Below are 25,920 nucleotides of genomic sequence, written 5' to 3' on the forward strand. Positions count from 1 at the left end.
TGCGGTGGGGTTGCCCCTCGCGCGGGGTACGCAAACGGAGGAGATCCGCAGAACGGAGGATGGATGCCGGTGCTTCGGCCCTCCGGATTGCGGATCTCCGCCGTTCTGCACGGCGGGCAGGAGCGCCCCGCCCGCCGTGCGGCCCTCGGCAGCGCTCAGCGCGCGTGCCCGGGCGGCACCCGCTTCGGGGCGGGCTCCGCAACCACCGATGCCGAGACCGCCGAGCCGTCCGCGAGTCCGGGGGCGGACGCGGTCACGACCACCGTGATCGAGGCGCCCGCATCGCGGGGCTTGATCTTGTAGGTCGACTTCTTCGCCCCGGGGATGTCGTCCCCGTCGGCCTGCCACCGGTACATGAACGTGGCGCCCGCGGGCTCCCACGTTCCGGCATCCGCCCGCAGCGTCTCGCCGACGACGGGGGTTCCCGCAATCGAGGGGGCGACCGTGTTGACGACGTCGGTCGGAACCGCCGCCTCGACGAGCTCTCCCACGCCCCAGCGGGCCGTGGACTGATAGCCCGCGCCGGTGGGGTCGGCCCAGTTGCGGATCGACGTGCGCGCGCCCGCGGTGGCGTCGTTCACCTGGAAGTCGAGGCCGTGGAAGCTGCCCGCACCGCCGTACTCGAGCAGGCTGATCGCCGCCTCGACGATGTAGCCGCCCTCGACCGGCGTGGTCTCGCTCTGCACGCGCGCCCGCTGGAACGCCTCGTCGCCGGTGCCGAACGACACCTGGTTCTCGGCGCTGATGCGGATCTGCGAGTCGTCGTAGCGGTACGAGCCGTTCTTGTAGTTGCCGGCGTCGACGTAGAGCTCGACCGAGTCCTGGATCCACGGGTCGGATCCCGACACGTCGACGGTCGGGTCGGCCACCTGTGCCAGCACGTAGAGGGTGTTCTCCATCCACAGCGTCCGCACGGTCGCGCTCGCGCCGCTGGTGCCTTCGACCTGCTTGCCGGTGGTCACCGCGTTCGCCTGGCTCCAGAGGCCGTCGATCGCGCCGTCGATCGCCGGTGCGTCGGGTGCCTCGACCACCTCGAGGAACGACAGCGGCTCGACGAGGGTGAGGGTTCCGACGGCGCCGGGCGTGTTCCAGCCCACGGTCGTCGCGGCATCCGTCACCCGTACGTCGAACGCGACCGCGTCGCCCTGGGCCGGGGTGATCGGCAGGTGCGCCACCACGTCGTAGCCGCCCTCGCGCTCGGTCACCACGGGGCCGGCGGCGCCGCTGCGCGGCACCGTGACCACCGCGCCGTCGACCTCGAAGGCGACGGCATCCGTGGCATCCGTCGTCGCGTCGTCGACGCTCACGAACGCCGTCAGGTGTTCCGGGGCCCACCGCAGCTGGAACCGCGCCGTGCTCTCGACGGCGTGCTGCGGCAGGCGCTGCCACTCGGGCGACGACGTCGCGTCGGGGCCGAGCGCGACGTCGCCCGCGAAGACGTTCGCGGTGCGCAGGCGCGCAGCGAGATCGCCGCCGACCGTCCCGAAGTAGGCGGGCTTGGCCTGGAACCCGTCGTCGAACACGAGCGGGTCGCCCGAGCTGTCGCGCCAACTGCGCCCGTCGGTGAGTCCCCACACGGTCACGCTGAACATGTCGGCGGCGTACTCGCGGAAGATCCGGAACGCGTCGCGGTAGTAGTAGCCCTGCTCGATGAGCAGCGCCGCGGTGACGGGCGTGCCCGTCGGGACGTCGAACTCGGTGACCGCCTGGACGACCGGCAGGTGCTGGAAGCGCTTGATCGCGGTCTCGAGCGCCGTCACCGGCATCGCGAGGTTGACATGGAACTGGTGCCCCACGCCGTCGACCGGCACCCCGCGAGCGAGCAGGCGCTCGACGAGGTCGAGGTAGCGCTGCTGCTTGCCGTCCTGCTCGGTGTTGTAGTCGTTGATGAAGAGCGTCACCGGGCGCTCCGCGCCGGGCGCCGCGTACACCTCGTTGAACGCCTCGTCGGCGTAGCGGAACGCGAGATCGATGAACTCTTCGCCGAGGATGCGGAACCACTCGCTGCGGCGGAGCCCGTCGGGGTTCTCGCCGCTGTCGGAGACCACCTCGTTGACGACGTCGAACGCGACGAGCGGATTGCCGCCGCCGTAGGGGCCGTAGGCGCTGAGGCTCTCCGCGACCGCGAAGATGTGCGTGCGCAGCCGCTCGCGCAGGAACTGCTTGTCGGCCTCGCTCGTGGTGAGGGGTTCGCCGGCCGCGTTCTGGAAGAACCAGGCCGGGGTCTGGCTGTGCCACACGAGCACGTGCCCGTACATGCCGAGCCCTTCGTCCTTCGCGAACTGCATGAGGGTCGCGGCCTGCTCGTGGATGCCGAAGGTGCCTGTGCCGTCGTACCAGGCCTCGGGCTTCATGTGGTTCTCGGCGGTGATCTGGTCGAAGTGGTGCAGCAGCAGATCCGACGCCGAACCGGCCGTCTCGCGGCTGTCGATCGCGACCCCCACCGGGAAGTCGAGCGTGTCCATGATCGGCGTGAGGCTCGTGTCGATCACGGCGGGCTCGGGGATGCTGACGACGATGTCGTCGACGAGGAACGGCGACGTGTTGCCGGCTGCGCCCTCGCTCACCCACCGCGTCTCGAAGTAGAGCTCGGCGGCCTCGTCGAACGCAGGGATCGTGAAGGTTCCGCCCACGCGCACCCACTCCGTCTGCGACAGACCGGTGAACTGCACGAGGTTCGTGAACGACTCCGATGTGCCGCTCAGTGTGCGGGCGCTCAGGGTCATGTCTCCGGGCTCGCCCTCGAACTTGACCCATGCCTCGACCTCGTAGGTCACGCCCGGCTCGAGCAGCCCGACGACGTCGTACTGGGGTCCTTGGCCCTGCGAGGTGCGATTGGAGACGCGCGCCGAATAGTCGCCGGTGTGCGCGGCGTCGGTCGTCGTCGCCAGCTGCGGGTCTCCCGATCCGGTCTGCCGGATCGACCAGCCCTGCAGCGTGGCGTCTTCGAAGTCGGTGTCGATCACGATGCCGGGCTCGGGCTCGTCGGGGGAGTCGGCCGGCGCGGTGATGAGCACGTCGTCGAGCACGAGATCGACGCCGGCCGCGGCGGCTTCGACATAGAGGGATGCCGCCGGGTGCGCGGCGTCGTTCACATAGGTGCCGGTGAGCTGCACCCAGTCGGCGCCGACGGTCGGGCGGGATCCGACCCACGGGTACTCGTTGTCGGCCCCGGGCTGGTTCGCGCCGAGGTTCACCCCGACGGGGGTCGCTGCGGGGTCGAGGAGCCGCACCCATGCCGAGATCGTGTACGTGACGCCCGGCTCGAAGAGGGTGGACACGTCGACCGACGCACCGTTCCACGAACTCGTGCGGTTCGTGATCGCGAGCGCGTGCGTTCCCGTGTGGGCCGCGGCATCCGTCTGGGCGATCGTCGCACCGCGACCGGTCCACGGAGCCGTGCCGCTTTCGAAGTCGCTCTGCAGCACGACCGTGTCGGCCGGCGGTTCGGGAGCCTCGGCGGTGATGAGCACGTCGTCCACGAGGTACGAGTAGGGGGAGCCGGTCTCGGCGGTGCCGAGGTAGATCTGGAACGGCGTGCCGTCCTCGGGTGCCGGTGCGGTCCACTGCCCCGAGACGGTGGTCCAGGCGTCCGCCGTCATCGTCGTGTTGCCGATCCATCCGTAGCCGGGCTTGCCGACGAACCGAACGCCGGCGGAGCCCGGGGTTCCCGGGGCGAGGCGCACCTTGGCCGAGACCGTGTAGGTCTCGCCGGTCTCGAAGATCGTGGTCGGGCTCTGGATGCCGACATAGTCGGCGGCTCGGTCATTGACCCGCAGCACGGTGCCGGAGCCCTCGGGGTCGGCGACGAACGTCAGGGTCGAGCCGTCACCGCCGCTCTGGGTCCAGTCGCCGATCGTGCCGTCTTCGAAATCGATGGACGAGACGGTCACCGGCGCGGCGACCGCGGGGGTGAGGGGGGAGAGGATCAGGGCGGCCGCGGAGATCGCCGCGGCGATCCCCCAGCCAGCACGTCGTCGGCTCACGTCTGCGCTCCTTTGCGCTGGATTTGTGGGTGCGGCAAACATATGCCGCAGCATCCGGCGTGGAGTCAGTTCGTGTCAGAAATGTTACGAAACTTCTTTCGTAAGTTGCGGTGTCATGTTTCGAGGCGCGCGGTGCTTCCCCGGACGACCAGGTGCGTCGCGAGATCCATGCGCAGCGTCTCGACGCCCGCACCGTCGGCCAGGCGGAGGGCGAGCCGCGTCGCCTCTTCGCCCATGCGGCGCAGTGGCTGGTGGACGGTGGTCAGCTGCGGGCTCATCCAGCGCGAGAGCGCGATGTCGTCGTATCCCACGACCGAGAGGTCGTCGGGCACGCGGAGTCCGGCCGCGGATCCCGCCGCGATCGCCCCGAGGGCCTGCAGGTCGCTGCCCGCGAAGATCGCCGTGGGCGGCTCGGGCAGGGCGAGCAGTTCCCGCGCGCGGGCCTCGCCGCCGCCGGGGTGGAAGTCGCCGAAGCGGATCAGCTCGGGGTCGATGGGGAGTCCGGCGGCGTTCATGGCCGAGCGATAGCCGTCGACGCGGGCGAGCGAGCACATCATGTCTTCGGGGCCGGTGATCGCGGCGATGCGACGGTGGCCGAGCTCGATGAGGTGGCGGGTCGCCATGAGTCCGCCCGACCAGTTCGCCGAGCCGACCGACGGCACGTCGGGGGACGGGTCGCCGGCGGGGTCGACGATGACGAACGGGATGCCGCGCGAGCGCAGCTTCTCGCGGTATGGCGCCGCGATGTCGGAGAAGACGAGGATCACCCCGACCGGGCGGCGGCGCAGCACGCCGTCGATCCACTCGGCGCCCGGCGCGTGGCGGTCGCCGCTGACGGTGAGGACGACCGAGAGCCCCGCCGCGTGGGCGACCTCCTCGACCCCCTCGATGACCTCCATCGACCAGCTGGGCTCGAGCTCGTGGAAGACGAGCTCGACGAACTCTGTGCGCTGCGTGGCGCTGCGCCGGGTGTAGCCGTGGCGGGCGAGGTGCTCCTCGAGGCGAGCTCGCGTCGCCGGCGCGACGTCGGCGCGGCCGTTGAGGACCTTCGACATCGTCGCGAGCGAGACGCCCGCCTCCTCCGCGATCGCGGCGAGTGTCACCCGGGGTGTATCGGTCATGCGTCGATGCTAGTGCTCGAAACTATCGGACCGGCGTCGCGCGTGCCGAGCGGGGTGGACGCGGCGCCCGAAATGCTATAGGTTGTCGTACGCAACAATTCCCGCGAAGGAGCGTCATGGCCACCCCCACCCCCGCCGACAAGTTCTCGTTCGGTCTCTGGACCGTCGGATACAACGGCACCGATCCGTTCGGCGGACCGACCCGCCCCGCGCTCGACGTCGTCCACGTCGTCGAGAAGCTCGCCGAGCTCGGCGCCTACGGCCTCACGTTCCACGACGACGACCTGTTCGCCTTCGGTTCGACGGATGCCGAGCGGCAGACCCAGATCGATCGACTCAAGGGCGCGCTCGCCGACACCGGCCTCATCGTGCCGATGGTCACGACCAACCTCTTCTCCGCCCCGGTCTTCAAGGACGGTGGCTTCACCGCCAACGACCGCGACGTCCGCCGCTTCGCTCTGCGCAAGGTCTTCCGCCAGCTCGACCTCGGTGCCGAGCTCGGCGCCAAGACGTTCGTCATGTGGGGAGGCCGCGAGGGCGCCGAGTACGACGCCGCCAAGGACATCCGCCAGGCGCTCGAGCGCTACCGCGAGGCCGTGAACCTGCTCGGCGACTACGTCACCGACAAGGGCTACGACATCCGCTTCGCGATCGAGCCGAAGCCGAACGAGCCGCGCGGCGACATCCTGCTGCCGACGCTCGGTCACGCGATCGCCTTCATCGACTCGCTCGAGCGTCCCGAGCTCGTCGGCCTCAACCCCGAGGTCGGACACGAGCAGATGGCGGGTCTGAACTTCGCCGCCGGCATCGCCCAGGCGCTGTACCACGGCAAGCTCTTCCACATCGACCTCAACGGCCAGCGCGGCATCAAGTACGACCAGGACCTCGTGTTCGGCCACGGCGACCTGCACAATGCGTTCGCGCTCGTCGACCTGCTCGAGAACGGCGGCCCCGGTGGCGTTCCCGCCTACGAGGGCCCCCGTCACTTCGACTACAAGCCCAGCCGCACCGAGGACGAGAAGGGCGTGTGGGAGTCGGCATCCGCCAACATGCGCACCTACCTCCTCCTCAAGGAGCGCGCCGCGGCCTTCCGCGCCGACCCCGAGGTGCAGGAGGCTCTCGAGGCCGCGAAGGTCTTCGAGCTGTCGACCCCGACGCTGAACCCGGGCGAGACCTACGACGACTTCCTCGCCGACCGCTCGGCGTACGAGGACTTCGACGCCGGTGTCTACATGGGCGGCAAGGGCGGCGGCTTCGTGCGCCTGCAGCAGCTGGCCACCGAGCACCTGCTCGGCGCCCGCTGACCCACCCCACCCCCACAGCCGTTTACGGACGGGACACGCCGCCGCCGCCTGACCTGAGCGCGGCGTGTCTCGTCCGTAGACGGTGGAAGCGAAAGGACCGGGAGCGATGACGCTGGTCATGGGAGTCGACTCGTCGACGCAGTCGTGCAAGGTCGTCATGACGGATGCCGCGACCGGCGTGGTCGTGCGGACGGGGCGCGCGTCGCACCCCGACGGCACCGAGGTGCACCCCGGTGCGTGGTGGGCGGCCCTGCGCGCGGCGATCACCGACGCGGGGGGTCTCGACGACGTCGCGGCGTGGGCCATCGGCGGGCAGCAGCATGGCATGGTGGCGCTGGATGCCGAGGGCCGCGTGATCCGCGACGCCCTCCTGTGGAACGACACCCGTTCAGCCGGAGCCGCGGCCGATCTGATCGCGGAGTTCGGCGCCGACGCACTCGCCGAGCGCTCGGGGCTGGTGCCCGTCGCCTCGTTCACCATCACCAAGCTGCGGTGGCTGCACGACCACGAGCCCGACAACGCGGCGCTGGTCGCCGCCGTCGCACTGCCGCACGACTGGCTCACGTGGCGCCTGCGGGGCTTTGGCCCGGCGGAGGAGTCGCCCCGCGGCCCCGTGTTCGACGAGCTCGTCACCGACCGCTCCGACGCTTCCGGAACCGGCTACTGGAACCCCGCGACCGGCGGCTACGACCACGACCTGCTCATCGCAGCCCTCGGGCACGACGCGATCCTGCCGCGCGTCCTGGGCGCCGACGAATGGGTGACGGATGCCGACGGCCGACGCGTCGGGCCGGGCGCCGGCGACAATGCCGGTGCGGCACTCGGTCTCGGAGCGGGTCCGGGCGATGTGGTCGTCTCGATCGGCACGAGCGGCACGGTCTTCGCCGTCAGCGAGTCGCGCACGATCGACCCGACCGGCACTGTCGCGGGCTTCGCCGACTGCACCGGGCGCTTCCTGCCGCTCGTGGCGACGCTCAACGCCGCGCGCGTGCTGGATGCGATCGCGCGCGTGCTCGGGGTCGACCACGCCGAGCTCAGCCGGCTGGCGCTCGCCGCCGACCCGGGAGCTGCCGGACTCGCACTGGTGCCGTACTTCGAAGGCGAGCGCACCCCGAACCTCCCTGACGCCACTGCGTCGCTGACCGGCATGACCCTGGCCTCGACGACGCGCGAGAACCTCGCGCGCGCAGCGGTCGAGGGCATGCTCGGCGGCCTCGGTGCCGGCCTCGAGGCGCTCCGCGCGCTCGGCGTCCCGCTCGAGCGGGCGCTCCTCATCGGCGGTGGAGCCCAATCCGAGGCCGTGCGCCAGATCGCGCCGCTCGTCTTCGGCATCCCCGTCGAGGTGCCCGACGCCGGAGAGTACGTCGCGCTGGGCGCCGCCCGGCAGGCGGCCGCGGCGCTCGCGGGCTGACCGCGCCACGTCGCCGCTGACCCAGCCACCTCGGTTTGGGGCGTCTTCCGCGCACGACACGCCGGCCGCCTCGGCGTGTCGCGCACGCAACGCGCCCCAAACCCAGGGAGACACGACAGCCTCGGCACATCTCCGGTCCCAAACTCCACCCCGCGCCAGCGAGAATGGGCGCGTGGACGAAAGCACCGGAGCGACCGACGCCCTCGACGCGATCGCGGCCGAGCTCTACGCGCTCCCGCCAGCCGACTTCACCGCCGCGCGAAACGCCCGGGCCGCAGCATCCGCCCCCGCGCTCCGCGCGCAGCTGAAGACGCTGCGCAAGCCCTCGGTCGCCGCGTGGGCGGTGAACCTCCTCGCCCGCGAGGGCCAGCTCGCCGACGCGCTCGAGCTGTCGGCGGCGCTGCGCGACGCGCAGGACGACCTCGACGCGGCCGAGCTCTCGCGCCTCGGCCGGCAGCGCCGCGCCCTCGTCGCGGCCCTCGCGACGCAGGCATCGGGCCTCTCGCGCGACGCCGGGGTACCGGTGAGCGCCGCGGCGCACGATGAGGTCGAGAAGACGATCAACGCGGCGGTGATGGATGCCGCGGCCGCCGCAGCCGTGATGACGGCGCGGCTGGTCCGTTCGCTCGAGGCCGGCGCCTTCGAAGAGTCAGACCTCGCCGACGCCGTCGGCGGCTCGCTGCCGGGCGCGGCGCCCGCACCGGCCCGCGACGATCTCGCCGAGCGCCGCGCGCGCAAGGCCGCCGAGAAGGCGGCGCGCGAGGCCGAGCGCGCGTCGAACGAGGCCGAGCGCACGCTCGCCGGCGCCGAGGCGAAGCTCGGCAAGACGCGCGAGCGCGCCGACCACCTCGCCGAGCGCATCGACGACCTGCGGCGCGACCTGGCCCGGCTCGAGGCGGATGCCGTGACCACTGCGGCCGAGCTGAACACGCTCGAGTCAGAGCGTGACGCGGCGGCATCCCGTGCCCGTGATGCCGCGAAGGCGTTGGCGGGCGCCCGCCGCGCCCTCGAGGACTGATCGCCCACTCACAGGACTCTCGTAGGGGGCCTGCCTACCGTGGGGGCATGGCTGATCCCGCGGCGCTTCTGTCCGCTTCGAGTCCCGACGACACCCCCATCACGATCTCGGCAGGAGAGCTGCGCACCGTCCGCGATGAGCTGCAGCGGTTCCTGCTCGAGTACCGGTTCGGCATGCAGGAGATCGAGACGAAGATCGGGATCCTCCGCGACGAGTTCCAGCTCGTCCACGACTACAACCCGATCGAGCATGTCTCCAGCCGCGTGAAGTCGCCCGACAGCCTCGTCGAGAAGGTGCAGCGCAAGGGCGTCGACGGCGACTTCGCCTCGATCCGCGAGAGCATCACCGACATCGCCGGAGTCCGCATCACGTGCAGCTTCGTCGCCGACGCGTATCGCCTGTTCGACCTGCTCACGGCGCAGGACGACATCCGCGTCCTCACCGTCAAGGACTACATCGCAGAGCCCAAGCCCAACGGCTACAAGAGCCTGCACGCGATCGTCGAGGTGCCGGTGTTCCTCTCGACCGGACGCGTCGAGGTGCCCGTCGAGGTGCAGTTCCGCACGATCGCGATGGATTTCTGGGCGAGCCTCGAGCACAAGATCTACTACAAGTACGACACGCGCGTCCCCGACGAGCTGCTGGCGAGCCTGAAAGATGCCGCCGACACGGCCGCCGAGCTGGACGAGCGCATGGAGCGCCTGCACCGCGAGATCCGGGGTCCGCGCACGGGCACCCTCGCCGTCGTACCCGCGCCCGAGGTCGCCCATCACACCCCACGCACCCCCCGCGCCGTCTGAGGACGCCCTCGGCAATACGCTGGCCGGGTGGACCACGTCGCATCCCTGCTCGTCATCAGCCTGCTCGCGGTGCTCGCGCCGCTCCTCGCGCGCGGTACCGGGCGGGTGCTGCGGGTGCCGATCGTGGTGTTCGAGCTGGTGCTCGGGATCGTCTTCGGGCCGAGCGTCCTCGGCTGGGTGCAGGAGTCGGAATTCGCCAACGCCCTGTCGGAGTTCGGTCTCGCGATGCTGTTCTTCGTCGCCGGCACCGAGATCCAGGCGAGCGCGCTGCACGGCCGTCGCGGGCGCCGCGCGTGGTTCGGCTGGTTCGTCAGCATCGCGACCGGGATCGCGATCGGCTTCGTGCTCGTGCCCGGCGAGGCCGGCGTCATCATCGGCGTCGCGCTGGCCTCGACCGCCCTCGGCACCCTGCTGCCGATCCTGCGCGACGCGGGCGAGCTGCGCACACCGTTCGGGCAGTCGGTGAGCGCCCTCGGCACCGTCGGCGAGTTCGGCCCCCTGATCGCGATCTCGGTGTTCCTCGGCGGGCGCGACCCCGGCGGCGCGACGATCGTGCTGGTGCTCTTCGCCCTCATCGCCGGCGTCGCGGTGTGGTGGGCGATGCGCGTGCCGCAGGGGCGGCTGCACGCGTTCGTGAACTCCACCCTGCACACCTCGGGGCAGTTCGCCGTGCGCGCGGTGCTGCTGATCCTCGTCGCGCTCGTGACGCTCAGCATCGCGCTCGACATCGACATGCTGCTGGGGGCGTTCACCGCCGGGATCGTCTGGCGGCTGCTCATGCGCGAGGCGAAGGAGGTGGATCGCGAAGCCGTCGAGAGCAAGATCGAGGCCGTCGCCTTCGGCTTCCTCGTGCCGATCTTCTTCATCTACACGGGCGTGACCTTCGACCTCGAAGCGCTGCTCGAGAACCCCCACCTCCTCGCGCTCGTGCCGGCGGCGCTCATCGCGCTCTTCCTCGTGCGGGGGCTTCCCTCGGCCCTCGCCGCGCCGCCGGGCGCCGACCTGCGCGACCGCTTCGCGGTCATGCTGATGGGCGCCACCGGGCTGCCGATCATCGTCGCCGTCACTGCGATCGGCGTGGACGAGGGCCTTCTCGCGTCGGGGATGGCGTCGGTGCTCGTCGGTGCCGGCATGCTCTCGGTGCTCCTCTTCCCGCTCATCGCCATGGCGCTGCGCGGCGACAGTGTCACGCGCGACGAGCTCGTACCCGTCGAGGACGACGCGGCCTGACGCCGCAGCCGGGGAATGCGATGGGCACCGACGTCGAGGACCTGCTCGCCGGTGCTCGCGCACGGCTCGCGGGAGTGCCGCGCGAGGCGCTCGGCGAGCTGATCGAGCCCCGCCGCGTGCTCGGCATCGCCCGGGCTCCGCGCATCGTGGCGCGCGGCGAGGCGTGGCACGTGGGTGCGCTGCTGTTGACGGATGCCGCCGTCCTCGCTGTCGGCGAGGTCGTGCGTGCCCGGGCCGAGGTGCGCCGCGGCTTCGCCGCCGAGTCACAGCGGCGTCGGGCAGAGCTCGCTGCGGCGGCACGGCGGGGCGGCTTCCCCGAAGGCGCGACGGTGCACATCGGGTGGCACGAGCTGGATGCCGCGGCGGTGGCGCAGGGCGCGGCATCCGGTCCCCTCGCGATGGTCGATGGCGTCCCGAGCATCCGGTGGAGCGCAGCCGGCGGTTACGCCCCGCTCGCCGCGTACCTCGACGAGCGCATCGCGCTGCTGCTCGATCCGCCCGGCGGTGCGTGACCGATAGCCCGGCGCCGCCGCCGCTGTCAACGGGGTGCCCCGCGGTCTCGGGGTTCGTATCGTGGAGTCATGGCCTCCAAAGACCTCGCCCGGCAGATCGTCGTCATCAGCGCCTTCTGCTTCATGATCGTCGCCGCGATGGTCGGCGTGGGGGTGTTCGGCGGAACCCCCGTGCAAGACCTGCAGGACGGCGCGCTTGCCGCCGATGGCTCGTACCTGGCGCCGGCGAGCTCCGCCTTCTCGATCTGGACGGTGATCTACGTCGGCCTGTTCGGGTACACCGTGTGGCAGGCGTTCCCGCGGCAGCGCAGCCGCTCGCGTCAGCGCGACCTCGGCTGGCTGATCGCCGCCACCATGGTGCTCAACGGGCTGTGGCTCGTCACGGCGCAGTTCGCGACGCTGCCACTCACGGTGCTCGCGATCTTCGTGCTGCTCGCCGCGCTCGGCGTGACTTTCCGCCGCGCGGTGCTGCGCCCCGGACGCGGCGTCGTCGACGCGCTGCTCATCGACGGCGTCACGGGCCTGCACCTCGGGTGGGTGACGCTTGCGAGCGTCGCCAATACGACCGCGTGGCTCACGCAGATCGCGCCGTCGTCGTGGGCGGATGCCGCAGCAGCGTGGGGGATCGCCGTGCTCGTGGTCGTCGCCGTGATCGGCGTCGCCATCGCGTGGGCGAGCGGATGGCGCGTCGCTCCGGGTCTTGCGATGTCGTGGGGGCTCGGCTGGATCGCCGTCGGGCGCCTGGTGCTCGAGCCGCCGAACACTGCGATCGGCATCACGGCGATCGTGGTCGCGCTGATCGTGCTGCTCGTTCCGCTCGTCGGCACGGTGATCCACCGCGCAGCTGACGTGCGCAACGCCGAGGTCTGAGCCCTGCTCAGTCGGCCGCCGGGCCGAAGCGCGCCGCGAACGCGCGCAGCATGCGGGCGGGCTCGGTGACGGATGCCGCGAGCACGCGCCCCGCGACGGCGTCGAACGCGCTGGCGTCGAAGTACCCGTCGTCGCGGTAGACGGCCATACGCTCGGTGAAGGCGCGGGTCGTGGGCTCGGGGTGGAACTGGGTCGCGTAGAGGTGGTCGCCCACGCGATACGCCTGCACCGGGCATCCGTCGTTCTGCGCGAGCAGCACCGACCCGGGCGGCGCTATCGCGGTGCCCTCCTTGTGGGCTGTGAGCGCCGTGAACCGCGTGGCGAGTCCGCCGAAGAGGGGATCGGACCGCCCGGCGTCGGTGAGCTCGACGCCGACGGGTCCGGTGTCTTCCGGGTATGCGCGGCTGACCTCGCCGCCGAGGTGCCGCGTCGCGACGCCGATCCCGTAGCAGGTGAAGAGCGCGGCCGGTCCGTCGCCGGTGGCCGTGCGCTCGGCGATGCGCTCGAGGCCGGCCTCGAGCGCCCGCTGCGCGTCGGTCTTGGTGGACTCGGGGTCGGTGACGTTGAAGGGGCTGCCGCCGATCACGAGGCCTGCGAACCGCTCGAAGACGTCGTCGGCCAGGGGCTCGCGCACGAGATCGAGCTGCGCGAGGTCGGCCTTCTCGAGCCGCATCGCCGTGCGGAAGGACTCGTACTCGGCCGCTGCCGCGCCCTGCTGCGGCCGCACGCAGACATAGAGCAGCGGCGCGGTCGTCATGGAGGAATTCTAGGTCGGCGGCGCCTCGGCGGGCGAGGACGTGACGTCGTGTGAAATTCCCATCGACGTGGATGTATCAGCTCGGCACTATCGCTCTCTGTGTAGGTGTGGACACAATGGGCCCTATGACGCACGCGGGCGCCGAAGCAGCCGTCGACTCAGCAGAGCCGGCGCGCTGGGAGCGTGCCGCCGCACTCTTCCTGCGGTGGCGCGAGGGCGACGGTCGCGCGATGGACGAACTCGTCCGTCTCATGACCCCGCCCCTCTGGCACGTCGTGCGCGCGTACGGTCTCGACCCCGCCCTGGCGCAGGACGTCGTGCAGACGACCTGGATGACGCTCGTGCGCCGTCACGAGTCGATCAACGACCCCCAGGCGGTGTCGGGATGGCTGACGATGTGCGCTCGCCGCGAGGCGTGGCGCGTCGGCAAGCTGCACCGCCGTGCGGACGCGACCGAAGCCGAGTCGCTCGAACCGCACCTGCCCGTCCACGAATCCGCCGAGCAGACCGCAGCCACAGACGACGAATCCCGGCGCCTGTGGATCGCGGTCGCGACGCTCAACGACCGATGCCAGCGTCTGCTGCGGATCGTCGCGTTCGAGGACCGACCCGACTATGCGCGCATCGCCCAGGATCTGGCGATGCCGATCGGGTCCATCGGGCCGACCCGCCAGCGCTGTCTCGCCAAACTCCGCGCCGTACTCGAGGGCGACGGATGGGGAGGAGACGATGATGGACACTGAGGACTTCGCCGCCGATGCGGCGCTCTTCGCTCGAATGCGCGGCATGTGGGCGGAGGTGGATCCGGTGCCCGCCGACCTCGTGGACCGCATGGTCGCCGCCGTCGCCGTCGAAGACCTCTCGCGCGAGTATGCGCTTCTGACTCTCGTCGAGAGCTCGCTCGCCGCCGTCCGCGGCGACGCCGACACCGCGACGCTGCAGTTCACGAACGGCTCCACGAGCGTGCTCCTGCACGTCACGGCGACCGAAGGCGACAGGCGCCGGGTCGACGGATGGGTGGATGCCGCAGCCCTCGCGATCCGTCTCACCCAGGGCGACCGGGAGTGGTCCGCCGAAGCCGGCGAGCACGGCCGCTTCGCCTTCGACGACGTCACGTCCGGCATGGCACGCATCCGCATGGTCGTCCGCGATGCCGATGGCGAGCTGCACGACTTCCAGACACCCCAGTTCGAAGTTTGACACGACCGGTGCCGCGGCCGTCGCCGCGGCATCCGCCACGCATGAGGAGAAGACATGTCGGATGTGCCCCCCGATGACGACGCCGTGCATCTGAAGACACCCCGGTTGAGTTGGCAGGAGCGTCTGGACGCGCGTCGCAGCGTCGGCGTGCCGCTGGATCCCACTGTCGAGGCACTGGATGCTGTGCCCGCCTACCCCACGAGGTATCTGCCGGACCGGCTCCTCGTGACGCGCCCCGATCAGCTGAGCGAACTCACGCGTCGACTCCAGGAGGCCGCATCCGAGTTCGGCTGGAGTGTCGTCGAGAATCGCGTGGCGGGGGAGGAGCAGCCCCCAGGACCCGACGTGGACAGCGAGGCCGGCCCCGTGCCTCCCGATCTCGCGCCCATCGATCCCGACATGCAGCCCGGGGCCGTGCGCCGCGTCCGCATCTACCGCGACCCCAAGATCGGCAAGGACGACCAGCCGGTGCCGCCGATCGACGCGTGGCGCGTGCTCCAGCGCGCCCGCGCGCGCGTCCTGCGCGAGGCGTCCGAGACCGGGTCGGCGGATGCCGTCGACGAAACCGAGGACGCGCAGGCGAGCAAGGGCGGACTCGCCCTGCTCGAGAACGTCGGTCTCGACCACGTGCTCACGCTCGACCCGTATCCGCGGACGAACCCGTACCCCCGCACCAACCCGTACCCGCGGACGAACCCGTACGTCAACGGCCCGGGTTCTGAGACCTACGCAGAGCCCGGCAGCGGTGGACGACAGGTGGTCGACTTCGTCGGCGCGGCACCCCGCGAGACCACGAAGCCGTCCGCCACGGGCCGCCGCCCGCGTGTCGCCATCCTCGATACCGGCTGCGGGCGCCACCGCTGGCTCGACTCGGTCGTCACCCGCCTCAGCGAGCCGCCGACGAGCATCGGCATCACCGATCCCGACACCGACCCCGAGACCCACGGCGACGTGCTGGGCCCGTACGACGGCTACCTCGACGAAGCGGTCGGGCACGGCACGTTCATCGCGGGCATCGTCCGGCAGATCTGCCCCGACGCCGAGATCGTCGCGGTGCGCGTCGCCGATGCCGACGGCACGGTGATCGAAGGCGAGCTCATCGAAGCCCTCGATGCGCTGCTGGACTGGAACGACGCGACCGGGGGGAAGCTCGACGTTCTGAACCTCTCGCTCGGCTATTACCACGAGACCCCGACCCGAACCCTCTTCGACCGGGCCCTGGCCGATCTGCTCACGCGTGCGCGCCGGAGCGGGATCGCGGTCGTGTGCTCGGCCGGCAACGAATCCACCGACAGGCCGGCTTTCCCCGCCGCGCTGTGGCAGTGGCGCGGAGCGGGCTTCACTCTCGAGGGGGCTGACGACGGAGCGCCGCACATCTCGGTCGGCGCGCTCAACCCGAATCGGTCGATGGCGCTCTTCAGCAACCTCGGCCCGTGGGTGCGCACGTACGCCCCCGGCGCATCGGTGCTCAGCACCTTTCCGAAGCTGAACGGCGATGTTCAGCCGGGAACGCGTGACGAGGAATGGGGCGTGCTCCGCGAGACGATCGACCCCGACGACTTCGCGGCTGGCTTCGCGATCTGGAGCGGCACGTCTTTCGCCGCTCCCGACGTCGCGGCTGCCCTGGCCAATGCGCTCGTCGAGCCACTGGCGAAGGGGCCTGTTGATGTCGCGGAGCGTGTGAGGCTGTTGCGCGCGGCAGAGAAGAGCATTGTGAAGGCGAACCGGAAGCGGGGGCCGATCGCCGTCTGAGACGTGCGAAATCGCGCGGCGGTCGCCATGATGGTCGCGTGGGACCCGACCTGGAGGGGATGCATCGCCGCGCGGTCGAGCTGGTCAACACCGGCCGGCTGATCGAGGCGAGGCATGTACTGACGGATGCCGCCGATCATGCGGCAGACGTCGACATGCGCGCGCGCATCGCCGGAACCCTGGCCGCGGTGCTCGTGCGCACCGGCGAGCCCGACGAGGCCGAGCGCGTCTGCGAAGAGGCGCTCCGGCTGCCGGGGCTGCAGCCCCAGTCGCTCGCACTCCTGGCCGGACAGATGGGATCGGTCGCGGAGCGGGTCGGCCGGCTGGACGTCGCAGAGCGGTGGCTCACGCGGGGGATCGACGGCCTCGACGATGCCCCGCTCGCCCGGGCGAACCTGCTCGTGAACCGCAGCCTCGTCAACATCCATCGACGTGCGCTTGCGAAGGCGTCGGAAGACGCCGATGCGGCCACCCGCATCTTCACCGGACTCGGACTCGAGATCGATGCGGCGCAGGCCCGCCACAACGAGGGGTACATCATGCTCCTCGGCGGAGACCTCGTCGGGGCGCTCCACGAGATGCGGCTCGCGCGAGCGTCGCTCGAGGGCCTGTCGCCGGTGGCATTGGCGATCGGCGATCTCGATCGCGCTGAGGTACTGCGCGATGCCGGCCTCACGAGCGATGCCGAGAGGATCCTCGAAGACGTCGCGCGCGTGTTCGGCGCTCACCGGATGCCGCAGTCGCGCGCCGAGGCGGAGTTCCACCTCGCGCGCTCGATGCTCGCGCACGATCCGCCCCGCGCCGCGAAGGTCGCGGCGATCGCGTCGCGGCGCTTTCGTGCTCTGGGCGTCGGTGCGTGGCACGCCCGTTCCGAAGGCGTGCGGCTGCGTGCCGCCCTCCAGACTGACAGCGTCGAGTCGGCGGGGGGTGTGCGCGCGCGAGCGGCGGGGTCTCCACGGCGCAGGCTGCCGCCGGCAGGTGAGGTCCGCACGGCCGTGGCCGAGCTGGAGCGGCACGGCTTCCGCAGCGAAGCGCGTGCGCTCAACCTCACGTGGAAGCTCGCGCTCGCGCGTCGCGGTGACCGCGACGGCGGCACGGTGAGAGTCGGCCGGAGCGAGCCGCTCGAAGTGCGCATCCTTGCGCACGAAGTGCGGGCGGAGCGCGCCGCGGCGATGGGCAAGGGCGCGTCCGCGCGTCGGCTCGCGGGCGGCGGGCTGGACATGGTCGCCGATTGGCGACGGTCGTTCGGGAGTGTTGACCTGCAGACCTCGGTGGGGATGCACAGTGCCGGGCTGATGTTCCTCGGTCTGCGTTCGGCCGTTGAATCCGAGAACGTCGAGACCCTGTTCGACTGGTCCGAGCGGGCCCGTCATCTGAGTCAGGAAGTCGTGCCGCTGCGACCGCCGCCCGATCCCGAGCTGGCGGCGGACCTCTCCGAGCTGCGCATGCTGCGCGCCGACGATCCGGCGGTCAACTGGCTCGATTCCCCTCGTGCCCGCGAGCTGCGCGAGCGTGCACGAGATCGGCAGTGGTCCGATACCGCCCCGGCAGCGGTAACGGGTCGAGTCGGCCTGACAGAGCTCCAGGAGGGGCTGCCGGGCGACACTGCGTTCGTCTCGTATGTGTATTCCGGTGAGCGACTCGTCGCTCTCGTTGCCACGCGCGACGGCGCACGGTTGGTGGATCTCCCGGATTGGTCGCAGACCCGCGCACTGCTGAACGGTCTGCGCGCCGACCTCGACATGGAGGCTGCGATCCGCTCCGGGCCGATGGCGGGCGTCGTCCGCGAAGCGCTCGCCGATCGGCTCGCCGCGCTGTCCCGCGCACTGCTTGATCCCGTGACGGCGGTCAGCGATGTGCGGTGGCTGGCGCTCGCCGTCCCCGGAGTGCTGAACGGCGTGCCGTGGGCCATGCTGCCCGGAATGGCAGGGCGGGCGTTCACCGTCGCGGTTTCGGCGAGCCGGTGGGCGTCTTTCGAGCGCACCCGCAGCGCACCCACGCGGCCCGCCGGATTCGTCTCGGGTCCGCGGGTTCCCCGCAGCGAGGAGGAGGTCGCGCGCGCGGCTGAGTCGTGGGATGGACCGATCGCGCTGCGCGGCGCCGAAGCGACGGCGTCGGCGGTCACGGCGCTCGCGCGCGAGGTCGACGTGCTGCACATCGCCGCGCACGGACGCCATGCCGCCGACAACCCCATGTTCTCGGGGCTGGAGCTCGTCGACGGCACCCTGTTCGGCTACGACATCGACCTCATTCCCCAGGTGCCCGCTACCGTCGTGCTCTCGGCGTGCGAGGTGGGGCGGTCGTCGGTGGCATGGGGCGAGGAGGCCGTCGGCATGACCCGGATCTGGCTGCATGCGGGAACACGCTGCGTGGTCGCCGCGCCCGTCATCGTCGCCGACGACGATGCCTGCGAGCTCCTGGCGGCGATGCACGACGGGCTTGCCGCCGGGGTGTCGCCCTCGGAGGCTCTCGCGGCGGCATCCGAGCGCACCGGCATCGTCGCGCCGTTCCAGGTGCACGGTGCGGGATTCTGAACTTTCCCGTCGGGAGGTATCAGGAACCCGGCGCCGTGCTCTGAATCAGTGGAGCAGGCTTCATGTGATCCGGAACTTCGGTCTCGGATGCTGGGGGCAGCAGGCGTTGGGGACGTGTTCGGGCACGGGGCGCCTTCGAAGCCGGCTCTGACGGGGGATGTCGCAGAGATCCAGGTCGGCGACATCCCCCGTCGCACGCCCCGGCGGCGATGGCCACGGATCAGCCGCGCGACGAGTTGGCGGTGCGGCCGCGGACGATGCCGACGAAGGTTTCGACGTGCGGCGATGCGTCGTCGGTCACCCACGCGAACGCGACGGATGACGAAGGACCGTCGCGCAGCGGCCGGTACTCGGTGTCTTTCCGGTGGTGCAGGCGCGCGAGCGACATCGGCACGATCACGATGCCGACGCCCGTGGCGACGGTCGCGATGGCCTCGGCGGTGTCGGCCGGCGGCGCGAAGCGGGGCGCGACGGCCCCTGAGACCTGGATGCCGAGCACGTCGTCGAGCGGTGTGATCACGACTTCGCCCACGAGGTCGGAGAGCTCGAGTTCGTCGGCCGCGGTGAGGTGCGAGTCGCTCGCGCTCACGACGACCGGCACCTCGTCGTAGAGCGGGATGAGGTGAAGTCCCTCGCGTTCGATCGGCAGCCGCACGATGGCGGCGTCGACGTCGCCCGCGACGAGCGCAGCACGCTGGTCGGCGACGGTGAGGGGGACGAGCGAGAGCTCGACGTGCGGCATCCGGTCCTTCCAGACGTCGATCCACCGGCCGGGGGTCGCGCCGGGAATCGCGCCGAGGGCGAAGGTGCCGGGCTCGACGGGTGCGGGCGTCGGGTCGACCGCGGGCGCGGCCGGGCGCTTCTGTCGAGGCGCGGGCGCGCGCTTCGGGGTGCCACTCGAGCGACGGGATGCCGCACCACGGCCCTTCTTGCCCGGCTGCGGCCGCGCACCCCCGCCTTTGCTCATATCGCTCAGCGTAGCCGGGGCGCTATCGTTCGATCATGGTGGCGATCATCGCGACGGCAGTCGCAGCGCTGGCGGCGCTGCTGCACGTGTACATCTTCGTGATGGAGAGCGTGCAGTGGACGCAGCCGAAGATCTGGAAGCGGTTCGGCGTCGCCGACCAGGCCGCCGCAGAGGTGACGAAGCCGATGGCGTACAACCAGGGCTTCTACAACCTGTTCCTCGCGATCGGCACGTTCCTCGGCCTCGTGCTGTACTGGGCCGGCGCCGGTGAAGACACCCCCCTCGCGGTGGCGGGCCTCACCCTGGTGCTCTTCTCGCTCGGGTCGATGGTCGCGGCATCCCTCGTGCTGCTGACGACGGGCCTCAAGTACCTGCGTGCAGCGCTGTTGCAGGGAACTCTCCCGCTCATCGGGTTCGTCCTGATCCTGTTCGCCTGACTCAGCGAGCCGCGCAGGTGTCCCACTGGCCGACGCCCTCGGCCCGCGCCGACGCCTCGGCCTCGGCGAACAGGGCGCTGTAGGCGTCGTTCGGCTCGACGACGAGGGTCTCGGCATCTCCCGCCCGTACGAGCTCGAGATTGAGGAAGCGCCCGTCCTCGGCCCACAGATACAGCAGAGCCCGGTCGTAGCGGTCGCGCCACTCCTCGTCGGGCGCCGCCCACACCGTCGAGCCCTCGGGCAGCAGCGCGCTGAGGCTCGCGCTGGCCTCGACTCCCCAGCACTCCGTGTCGGGATGCACCTCGGGGGTGTCGATGCCGATCAACCGCACGGAGATCGGCTCGGTCGTGGGCAGAACCTCGTTGGGCTCGACGACACGGGCCTTGACGGTGTCGCCGTCGATCACATACTCGACGGTCATCGCGAAGGCGTCGGCCGGGCGTTCGGGAGTATCGGATGCCGCCGCCGCGGCGTCAGGGCCGGGTGACGGTGTGTTGCCCACCTCGGCCGTGGCGTTGAACAGCCAGATCGTCGCCGCGATGATCCCGACGGCGGTGAGCAGCACCGCCACCGTGACCAGAAAGCGCCTCACGCCGAAAACGTATCAGTCGGCGTAGGCCCGGCCGCGCCGGATCAGGCGGCGAGGTGGAGTCCGCGACGATCGGTCGCGACGCGCTCGCCGTCGGCGATCGTCTGGTCGTCGCCGATCAGTGCTCCTCCGGCCACACGGGCGCCGGTGCCGACCTGCGTGCGGACGCCGATCTTGGCTCCGGCGCCGATGGCTGCGCCATGGCCGATGTGGGCGTGCGGCGCGATCTCGACGTCAGGACCGATGACGGCATCCGTCTCGACCCACACACCGCGTCCGACGCGCGCGCCCGCTGCGATCTGCACGCCCGGCTCGACGTATGCACCCGCTTCCACGGTGGCGGTCGGGTGCACCTTCGCGCCGTGCGCGATCAAGCCCCGTCCGTTGGCGTGCTTGCGGTAACGCAGCGTCTCGCCACGGTCGTTTTCGATGTCGACGTAGTTCTTGCCCACGGTCCCCTCCTGCGACGCACCTCGGCGCCGAGATCAGCAATAACCGGATCCCTCGATGATTCATTCCCGCGCATCGGTCGTTTCGGATGCACCAGGTATTCGAATCAGCAAGGGATCCGGATTGCCATGGGGCGCGCCTTCTAGCGGATGTGCTCGTCGGCGGCCGACAGGGCGCGGTCGAGGATGTCGAGTCCGCATACGAGCTCGTCCTCTCGGATCACGAGGGGAGGGGCCACGTGCACCCGGTTGAAGTGGGTGAACGGCCAGAGTCCGTCGCGCTTGCAGACTGCCGCGACGGCGGCGACCGGGGCGGCATCCGCTCCGCTCGCGTTGAACGGGACGAGCGGCTCGCGCGTCTCGCGATCCTTCACGAGCTCGATCGCCCAGAACAGGCCCATGCCGCGGACATCGCCGATGGACGGATGCCGGAGCGCCATCTCGCGCAGGCGCGGCTCGACGACCCGCGACCCGAGGTCGCGGACGCGCTCGAGGATGCCGTCGCGCTCGAACACCTCGAACGTCGCGACACCCGCGGCGCACGCGAGCGGGTGGCCGGAGTACGTGAGACCCCCCGGGAACGCGAGGGTGTCGAAGTGAGCGGCGATGCGATCCGAGATCACGACGCCGCCGAGCGGCACGTAGCCCGAGTTCACGCCCTTCGCGAAGGTGATGAGGTCGGGCTGCACGTCGAAGGCCTGGAACGCGAACCACTCGCCCACTCGGCCGAAGCCCACCATCACCTCGTCGGCGATGTAGACGATGCCGTATCGGTCGCAGAGTTCGCGGACGCCGGCGAGATAGCCGGGCGGCGGCACGAGCACGCCGTTCGTGCCGACGATCGTCTCGATCACGATGGCGGCGATCGTGACCGCGCCCTCGAGGATGATCGTCTGCTCGAGGTGCTCGAGCGCCCGCTGCGCCTCTTCCTCGGGCGAGGACGAGTGGAACGCCGAGCGGTACGGGTACGGCCCGAAGAACTTCGCGACCGACCCGTCGGCCGGCTCGTTCGGCCAGCGGCGGGGATCGCCGGTCAGCGCGATCGCGGTCGAGGTGTTGCCGTGATAGCTGCGGTACATCGACAGCACCTTGCGGCGGCCGGTCACGAGCCGCGCCATGCGCACCGCGTTCTCGTTCGCGTCGGCGCCGCCGTTGGTGAAGAAGACCTTCTCGAAGCCGGGGCCCGCGACCCCGGCGATGCGCCGGGCGAGGTCGCCGCGCACATCGTTGGCCATCGAGGGCTGGATCGTCGCGAGACGGCCCGCCTGTCGCTGGATCGCCTCGACGAGATCGGGATGCTGGTGCCCGAGGTTCAGGTTCACCAGCTGCGAGCTGAAGTCGAGGTAGGAGTTGCCGGCGTAGTCCCAGAACGTCGATCCCTCGCCGCCGGCGACCGGCAGCGGATCGATGAGCGCCTGCGCGCTCCACGAGTGGAAGACGTGCCCGCGGTCGTCGGCGCGCACGCGCGCGTCGGCGTCGAGGTCGGTGTGGGGTGCGATGAGGGTCATGTGCGGTTTCCTGCGGTCGTTGAGCGAGCGAAGCGAGACGAAACGGGGTCAGTGGTTGCTCGGGAAGCCGAGGTCGACCTGCGTGGGGGTGTGGTCGGGCCAGCGGGTGGTCACGACCTTCGAGCGCGTGTAGAAGTGCACCGACTCGGGGCCGTAGATGTGCGAGTCACCGAAGAGCGAGTTCTTCCAGCCGCCGAACGAGTACGCGCCGACCGGTACCGGGATCGGCACGTTGACGCCGACCATGCCCACCTCGATGTCGACCTCGAAGCGACGTGCGGTGCCGCCGTCGCGGGTGAAGATGGCGGTGCCGTTCGCGTAGGGGTTGGCGTTGATGAGGGCGACGGCATCGTCGTAGGTCTCGACGCGGACGACCGCGAGCACCGGGCCGAAGATCTCGTCGTCGTACACCTTCATGCCGGGCTTGACCTGATCGATGAGGCTCACGCCGATGAAGAAGCCGTTCGAGTCGAACTGCTGCGTCGTGCCGTCGATGACGACGCGCGCGCCCTCCGCCTCGGCGCCCGTGACGTAGGAGGCGACCTTGTCGCGGTGCTCGCGCGTGATGAGCGGGCCCATCTCCGAAGCCGGGTCGCTGCCGGCGCCGATCTTGAGCGCGGCCACGCGCTCGGAGACCTTCTCGATGAGGCTGTCGGCCACGTGGTCGCCCACGGCGACGAGCACCGAGACGGCCATGCACCGCTCGCCGGCCGAACCGTAGGCGGCCGACACGGCGGCGTCGGCGGCGCCGTCGAGGTCGGCATCCGCCATGACGACCATGTGGTTCTTTGCGCCGCCCAGAGCCTGGACGCGCTTGCCGTTGGCGGTCGCGCGCTCGTAGATCGACTTCGCCACGGGCGTCGAGCCGACGAAGCTCACGGCCTTGACGTCGGGGGAGTCGAGGAGCGTGTCGACGGCGACCTTGTCGCCGTGCACGACGTTGAGGACGCCGGCGGGAAGCCCGGCCTCTTCGTACAGCTTCGCGAGGAAGACGGCGGCGCTCGGGTCCTTCTCGCTGGGCTTGAGCACGACGGTGTTGCCGCAGGCGATGGCGGATGCCGTCATCCACAGCGGCACCATCACGGGGAAGTTGAAGGGCGTGATCGCGCCGACGACGCCGACCGGCTGCTTGACCGAGTGCACGTCGACGCCGCGCGAGACCTGCTCGCTGCGCTCGCCCTTGAGCAGGTGCACGAGGCCGGCCGCGAACTCGACGTTCTCGATGCCGCGGCTGATCTCGCCGGCGGCGTCGGAGAGCACCTTGCCGTGCTCGCTCGTGATGATCGCGGCGAGTTCGTCCTGGCGCTCGACGAGAAGCTGACGCAGGCGGAAGAACACGTCCGCGCGCTTGATGAGGCCCGTCGCGCGCCACCCCGGCAGCGCGGCCTTCGCCGCGGCGATGGCCGTCTCGACATCGGTTGCCGTAGCGAAGACGACCTCGCGCTGGACCTCTCCGGTGGCGGGATCGAAGACGGGTCCGGTGCGGCGATCGCTGCCGGTCTCGCGGCCTTCGACGAGGTGGCGAATGAGCGTCATGGGCGGGGTCCTTCCCTGGTCCGGACAGATCGACCGGCATCGACTAGGCTTCTTTCGTCCCAGTTTGCCAATGAGGAGGGGGCCAGACGGTGCCCGTCCGTCGCGAAGATCGGATGATCCAGACGGATCGTCCGGCAGACAGATCGACCTACGAGACGCTCCCCACCGTGCGGGAGGTGCTCGCCCTCGACGCGGTCGTCCAGGGTGTTCCCGAGGTGCTCGTGGGCGATGCCGCACTCGACGCCCGCGTGCGGTGGCTGCACGTCTCCGACAGCTCCGGCGTCGCGCGCCTGCTCGACGGTGGCGAGCTGCTGCTGTCGACCGGCTCGTCGTGGCCTGAAGACCCCACCGACCTCCGGCGCTTCATCGGCGAGCTCGTCGACGCGGGGCTCTCGGGCCTCGTGCTCGAGCTCGGCACGCACTACCGGTACGTGCCCGCAGTCGTCGTCGAGAGCGCCGCCGAGCGGGGTCTGGCGCTCGTGATCCTCCACCGCGAGGTGAAGTTCGTCACCCTCACCGAGGCCGTGCACAGCCACATCATCGCGGGGCAGACCGACGCTCTCCGCGCCCGCGACGAGGTGCGCGAGCGCTTCACCGCGCTCGCCCTGCGCGGGTCGCCCGCCGACTTCATCGTGCACCAGCTCGCGCAGACGCTCGGCGCCCCCGTCATCCTCGAGAACCTCGCCTTCGAGGTCGTCGCCGCCGAAGTGCCGCTCGCCCTCGAGGAGGAACTGTTCACCGAGTGGGAGCTGCGCTCGCGCTCGGCCCACCGCCGCAGCGACCAGCGTCGCGAACGGGGCATCGCTCCGGCAGCCGAGGACTGGCTCATCGTGCCGGTCGAGGCGCGCGGCATCCGCTGGGGGAATCTCATCGCGCTTCCCGGGCCCGATCACGCCGCCGGCCGCACCGCCGTTCTCGAGCAGGGTGCGATCGCGCTCGCGGTGGGGCGCCTCGCCGACGGCGACGTCGATGAGTGGGGACGCATCGGGCGCCGCCGCCTCGTCGACGGACTGCTCTCGGGGCGGTTCGCCGGTGCCGGGGGTGCAGCGGCCCGGCTCGAGGCGGCCGGGCTTCCGCTGCGCTCGGCCCGGCTGTACGGCGTCGTGCTCTCGGGTGTGCCGGTGACGGTGGAGGCTGCGGATGCCGCCGCTCGGGCTCTCCGCGGACGCCTCATCATGGGCACCGCTCCCGACGGAGTCGCGGCGCCGTCTGCGGCGATCCTGCTGTCGCTCCCCGCCGACGCCGTGTTCGATGACGCCGCGGTGCTCGGTTTCGCGCGGGCGCTGGTCGACCCCACCGGAGACATCGACCGGCTCACCGTCTCGGTCGGCCGGGTCGCCGACGGGGTGGATGCCGCACTGGTGTCGCTGCACGAGGCCGTCGACCTCGCTCGCGGGCGCCGCCGCCGCGCGGCGCGAGGCCCGCACCTGCGGCGGGCTGAGAATCGGCCGCTCGTGCAGCTCGTCACGGCGCTGCGCGACGACTACCGGGTGCTCGAACACGGTGAGCGGATGCTGTCACCGCTCATCGTGCACGACCTCGCGCGCTCGGGCGACCTGCTCGACGTGCTCGAGGCGATGCTCGCGCATCCCGGAAACCGCACGGCCGCAGCATCCGCCTCGCATCTCTCGCGCTCGGTCTTCTACCAGCGCATCGCCCTCATCGAGGAGCTGCTCGACGTCGATCTCGACGACGGCGAGACCCAGACCGCGCTGCACCTCGCGCTGCTCGTGAGGCGTTCCGCCGGGCGGTGAGTCAGCCGGGCTCGCGCGTCCGGCGCGCGCGTCCGGCGGATGGAGACGTCGCCGGTTCCGGCTCCCTCCTTCCGGGGTTTGGGGCGCGTTGCGAGCACGACACGCGGGCACGGTCGGCGTGTCGTGCGCGGATGGCGCCCCAAACCCGGAAGGCAGCGTAACGGCCGACGCCCCGAACCGGCGGA

At 71.0% G+C, this 25,920-nt stretch carries 21 protein-coding genes; 13 read left to right on the forward strand and 8 right to left on the reverse strand.

Going from position 1 to position 25,920, the window contains the following annotated elements; genetic code table 11:
• Positions 1–155: 155 nt before the first annotated feature.
• Both FFS15_RS05770 and FFS15_RS05775 read right to left on the reverse strand, forming a co-directional pair.
• Positions 156–3,986 carry an endo-1,4-beta-xylanase gene (locus FFS15_RS05770; RefSeq protein WP_171013098.1) on the reverse strand — a complete coding sequence of 1,277 codons (3,831 nt, stop codon included), beginning with the start codon at positions 3,984–3,986 and terminating at the stop codon, positions 156–158.
• A gap of 113 nt (positions 3,987–4,099) precedes the next feature.
• Positions 4,100–5,107, reverse strand: a complete 1,008-nt coding sequence (locus FFS15_RS05775) for a LacI family DNA-binding transcriptional regulator (protein WP_137844059.1) — start codon at positions 5,105–5,107, stop codon at positions 4,100–4,102.
• 116 nt (positions 5,108–5,223) lie between these two features.
• Between FFS15_RS05775 and xylA the strand changes: the two genes are divergently transcribed.
• From xylA to FFS15_RS05810, 7 genes are all read left to right on the forward strand, one after another.
• A complete protein-coding gene (xylA, locus tag FFS15_RS05780; protein ID WP_137844060.1) occupies positions 5,224–6,411 on the forward strand; it encodes a xylose isomerase in 1,188 nt (395 codons plus the stop codon).
• Between the two features lie 106 nt (positions 6,412–6,517).
• The gene (locus tag FFS15_RS05785) at positions 6,518–7,822 is read left to right on the forward strand and encodes an FGGY family carbohydrate kinase (RefSeq protein WP_171013099.1); all 1,305 of its coding nucleotides are present in this window, start codon (positions 6,518–6,520) and stop codon (positions 7,820–7,822) included.
• 172 nt (positions 7,823–7,994) lie between these two features.
• Positions 7,995–8,840 carry a transposase gene (locus tag FFS15_RS05790; RefSeq protein WP_137844061.1) on the forward strand — a complete coding sequence of 282 codons (846 nt, stop codon included), beginning with the start codon at positions 7,995–7,997 and terminating at the stop codon, positions 8,838–8,840.
• Between the two features lie 47 nt (positions 8,841–8,887).
• Complete coding sequence (locus FFS15_RS05795; protein WP_137844062.1) at positions 8,888–9,640, forward strand: GTP pyrophosphokinase family protein; 753 nt, start codon at positions 8,888–8,890, stop codon at positions 9,638–9,640.
• Between the two features lie 27 nt (positions 9,641–9,667).
• Positions 9,668–10,870 carry a cation:proton antiporter gene (locus tag FFS15_RS05800; RefSeq protein WP_137844063.1) on the forward strand — a complete coding sequence of 401 codons (1,203 nt, stop codon included), beginning with the start codon at positions 9,668–9,670 and terminating at the stop codon, positions 10,868–10,870.
• A gap of 20 nt (positions 10,871–10,890) precedes the next feature.
• Positions 10,891–11,382 (forward strand): glutaminase, encoded by a 492-nt coding sequence (locus tag FFS15_RS05805; RefSeq protein WP_137844064.1) that lies wholly within the window; start codon positions 10,891–10,893, stop codon positions 11,380–11,382.
• 69 nt (positions 11,383–11,451) lie between these two features.
• Entirely contained in the window at positions 11,452–12,252 is an 801-nt protein-coding gene (locus FFS15_RS05810; RefSeq protein WP_137844065.1) for a tryptophan-rich sensory protein, read from the forward strand.
• A gap of 7 nt (positions 12,253–12,259) precedes the next feature.
• Here FFS15_RS05810 and FFS15_RS05815 read toward each other — a convergent pair whose 3' ends face one another.
• Complete coding sequence (locus tag FFS15_RS05815) at positions 12,260–13,009, reverse strand: GMP synthase (RefSeq protein ID WP_137844066.1); 750 nt, start codon at positions 13,007–13,009, stop codon at positions 12,260–12,262.
• 125 nt (positions 13,010–13,134) lie between these two features.
• Here FFS15_RS05815 and FFS15_RS05820 point away from each other — a divergent pair, with 125 nt between their 5' ends.
• The 4 genes from FFS15_RS05820 to FFS15_RS05835 are packed head-to-tail and all read left to right on the forward strand — an operon-like array spanning position 13,135 to position 18,495.
• A complete protein-coding gene (locus FFS15_RS05820) occupies positions 13,135–13,752 on the forward strand; it encodes a sigma-70 family RNA polymerase sigma factor (protein ID WP_137844067.1) in 618 nt (205 codons plus the stop codon).
• A complete protein-coding gene (locus FFS15_RS05825; RefSeq protein ID WP_137844068.1) occupies positions 13,742–14,209 on the forward strand; it encodes a hypothetical protein in 468 nt (155 codons plus the stop codon). Before FFS15_RS05820 ends, FFS15_RS05825 begins: the two co-directional genes overlap by 11 nt.
• Before the next feature lie 54 nt (positions 14,210–14,263).
• A complete protein-coding gene (locus FFS15_RS05830; protein WP_137844069.1) occupies positions 14,264–15,961 on the forward strand; it encodes a S8/S53 family peptidase in 1,698 nt (565 codons plus the stop codon).
• Positions 15,962–15,999: 38 nt separating this feature from the next.
• The gene (locus FFS15_RS05835) at positions 16,000–18,495 is read left to right on the forward strand and encodes a CHAT domain-containing tetratricopeptide repeat protein (RefSeq protein WP_249353765.1); all 2,496 of its coding nucleotides are present in this window, start codon (positions 16,000–16,002) and stop codon (positions 18,493–18,495) included.
• A 220-nt stretch (positions 18,496–18,715) separates the two neighbouring features.
• Here the strand turns inward: FFS15_RS05835 and FFS15_RS05840 are convergent, their stop codons facing one another.
• A complete protein-coding gene (locus FFS15_RS05840) occupies positions 18,716–19,462 on the reverse strand; it encodes a LysR family substrate-binding domain-containing protein (protein ID WP_137844070.1) in 747 nt (248 codons plus the stop codon).
• A 35-nt stretch (positions 19,463–19,497) separates the two neighbouring features.
• Between FFS15_RS05840 and FFS15_RS05845 the strand changes: the two genes are divergently transcribed.
• Positions 19,498–19,899, forward strand: coding sequence for a DUF1304 domain-containing protein (locus FFS15_RS05845; protein ID WP_137844071.1), 402 nt, complete (start codon positions 19,498–19,500; stop codon positions 19,897–19,899).
• Position 19,900: 1 nt separating this feature from the next.
• On the opposite strand, the gene FFS15_RS05850 is transcribed toward FFS15_RS05845, so the two are convergent.
• The 4 genes from FFS15_RS05850 to FFS15_RS05865 all read right to left on the reverse strand — a co-directional run bounded on the left by FFS15_RS05850 (position 19,901) and on the right by FFS15_RS05865 (position 23,981).
• Positions 19,901–20,491, reverse strand: a complete 591-nt coding sequence (locus FFS15_RS05850) for a thermonuclease family protein (protein ID WP_137844072.1) — start codon at positions 20,489–20,491, stop codon at positions 19,901–19,903.
• Between the two features lie 41 nt (positions 20,492–20,532).
• On the reverse strand, positions 20,533–20,940 hold the full coding sequence (locus tag FFS15_RS05855) for a transferase (protein ID WP_137844073.1): 408 nt from the start codon (positions 20,938–20,940) through the stop codon (positions 20,533–20,535).
• A 140-nt stretch (positions 20,941–21,080) separates the two neighbouring features.
• Positions 21,081–22,445 carry an aspartate aminotransferase family protein gene (locus tag FFS15_RS05860; RefSeq protein ID WP_137844074.1) on the reverse strand — a complete coding sequence of 455 codons (1,365 nt, stop codon included), beginning with the start codon at positions 22,443–22,445 and terminating at the stop codon, positions 21,081–21,083.
• Positions 22,446–22,493: 48 nt separating this feature from the next.
• The gene (locus FFS15_RS05865; RefSeq protein WP_137844075.1) at positions 22,494–23,981 is read right to left on the reverse strand and encodes a CoA-acylating methylmalonate-semialdehyde dehydrogenase; all 1,488 of its coding nucleotides are present in this window, start codon (positions 23,979–23,981) and stop codon (positions 22,494–22,496) included.
• A gap of 113 nt (positions 23,982–24,094) precedes the next feature.
• Between FFS15_RS05865 and FFS15_RS05870 the strand changes: the two genes are divergently transcribed.
• Positions 24,095–25,735, forward strand: coding sequence for a PucR family transcriptional regulator (locus FFS15_RS05870; RefSeq protein ID WP_249353768.1), 1,641 nt, complete (start codon positions 24,095–24,097; stop codon positions 25,733–25,735).
• Positions 25,736–25,920: the final 185 nt, after the last annotated feature.

This window comes from Microbacterium sp. 2FI (genome assembly GCF_005502885.1).
Lineage (GTDB): Bacteria > Actinomycetota > Actinomycetes > Actinomycetales > Microbacteriaceae > Microbacterium.

Coding starts and splice junctions, on each gene's coding strand:
- FFS15_RS05830 (WP_137844069.1), top strand. CDS start 14,264: ATGTCGGATGTGCCCCCCGATGACGACGCCGTGCATCTGAAGACACCC.
- FFS15_RS05840 (WP_137844070.1), bottom strand. CDS start 19,462: ATGAGCAAAGGCGGGGGTGCGCGGCCGCAGCCGGGCAAGAAGGGCCGT.
- FFS15_RS05825 (WP_137844068.1), top strand. CDS start 13,742: ATGGACACTGAGGACTTCGCCGCCGATGCGGCGCTCTTCGCTCGAATG.
- FFS15_RS05820 (WP_137844067.1), top strand. CDS start 13,135: ATGACGCACGCGGGCGCCGAAGCAGCCGTCGACTCAGCAGAGCCGGCG.
- FFS15_RS05805 (WP_137844064.1), top strand. CDS start 10,891: ATGGGCACCGACGTCGAGGACCTGCTCGCCGGTGCTCGCGCACGGCTC.
- FFS15_RS05785 (WP_171013099.1), top strand. CDS start 6,518: ATGACGCTGGTCATGGGAGTCGACTCGTCGACGCAGTCGTGCAAGGTC.
- FFS15_RS05775 (WP_137844059.1), bottom strand. CDS start 5,107: ATGACCGATACACCCCGGGTGACACTCGCCGCGATCGCGGAGGAGGCG.
- FFS15_RS05815 (WP_137844066.1), bottom strand. CDS start 13,009: ATGACGACCGCGCCGCTGCTCTATGTCTGCGTGCGGCCGCAGCAGGGC.
- xylA (WP_137844060.1), top strand. CDS start 5,224: ATGGCCACCCCCACCCCCGCCGACAAGTTCTCGTTCGGTCTCTGGACC.
- FFS15_RS05810 (WP_137844065.1), top strand. CDS start 11,452: ATGGCCTCCAAAGACCTCGCCCGGCAGATCGTCGTCATCAGCGCCTTC.
- FFS15_RS05865 (WP_137844075.1), bottom strand. CDS start 23,981: ATGACGCTCATTCGCCACCTCGTCGAAGGCCGCGAGACCGGCAGCGAT.
- FFS15_RS05870 (WP_249353768.1), top strand. CDS start 24,095: ATGATCCAGACGGATCGTCCGGCAGACAGATCGACCTACGAGACGCTC.
- FFS15_RS05845 (WP_137844071.1), top strand. CDS start 19,498: ATGGTGGCGATCATCGCGACGGCAGTCGCAGCGCTGGCGGCGCTGCTG.
- FFS15_RS05795 (WP_137844062.1), top strand. CDS start 8,888: ATGGCTGATCCCGCGGCGCTTCTGTCCGCTTCGAGTCCCGACGACACC.
- FFS15_RS05860 (WP_137844074.1), bottom strand. CDS start 22,445: ATGACCCTCATCGCACCCCACACCGACCTCGACGCCGACGCGCGCGTG.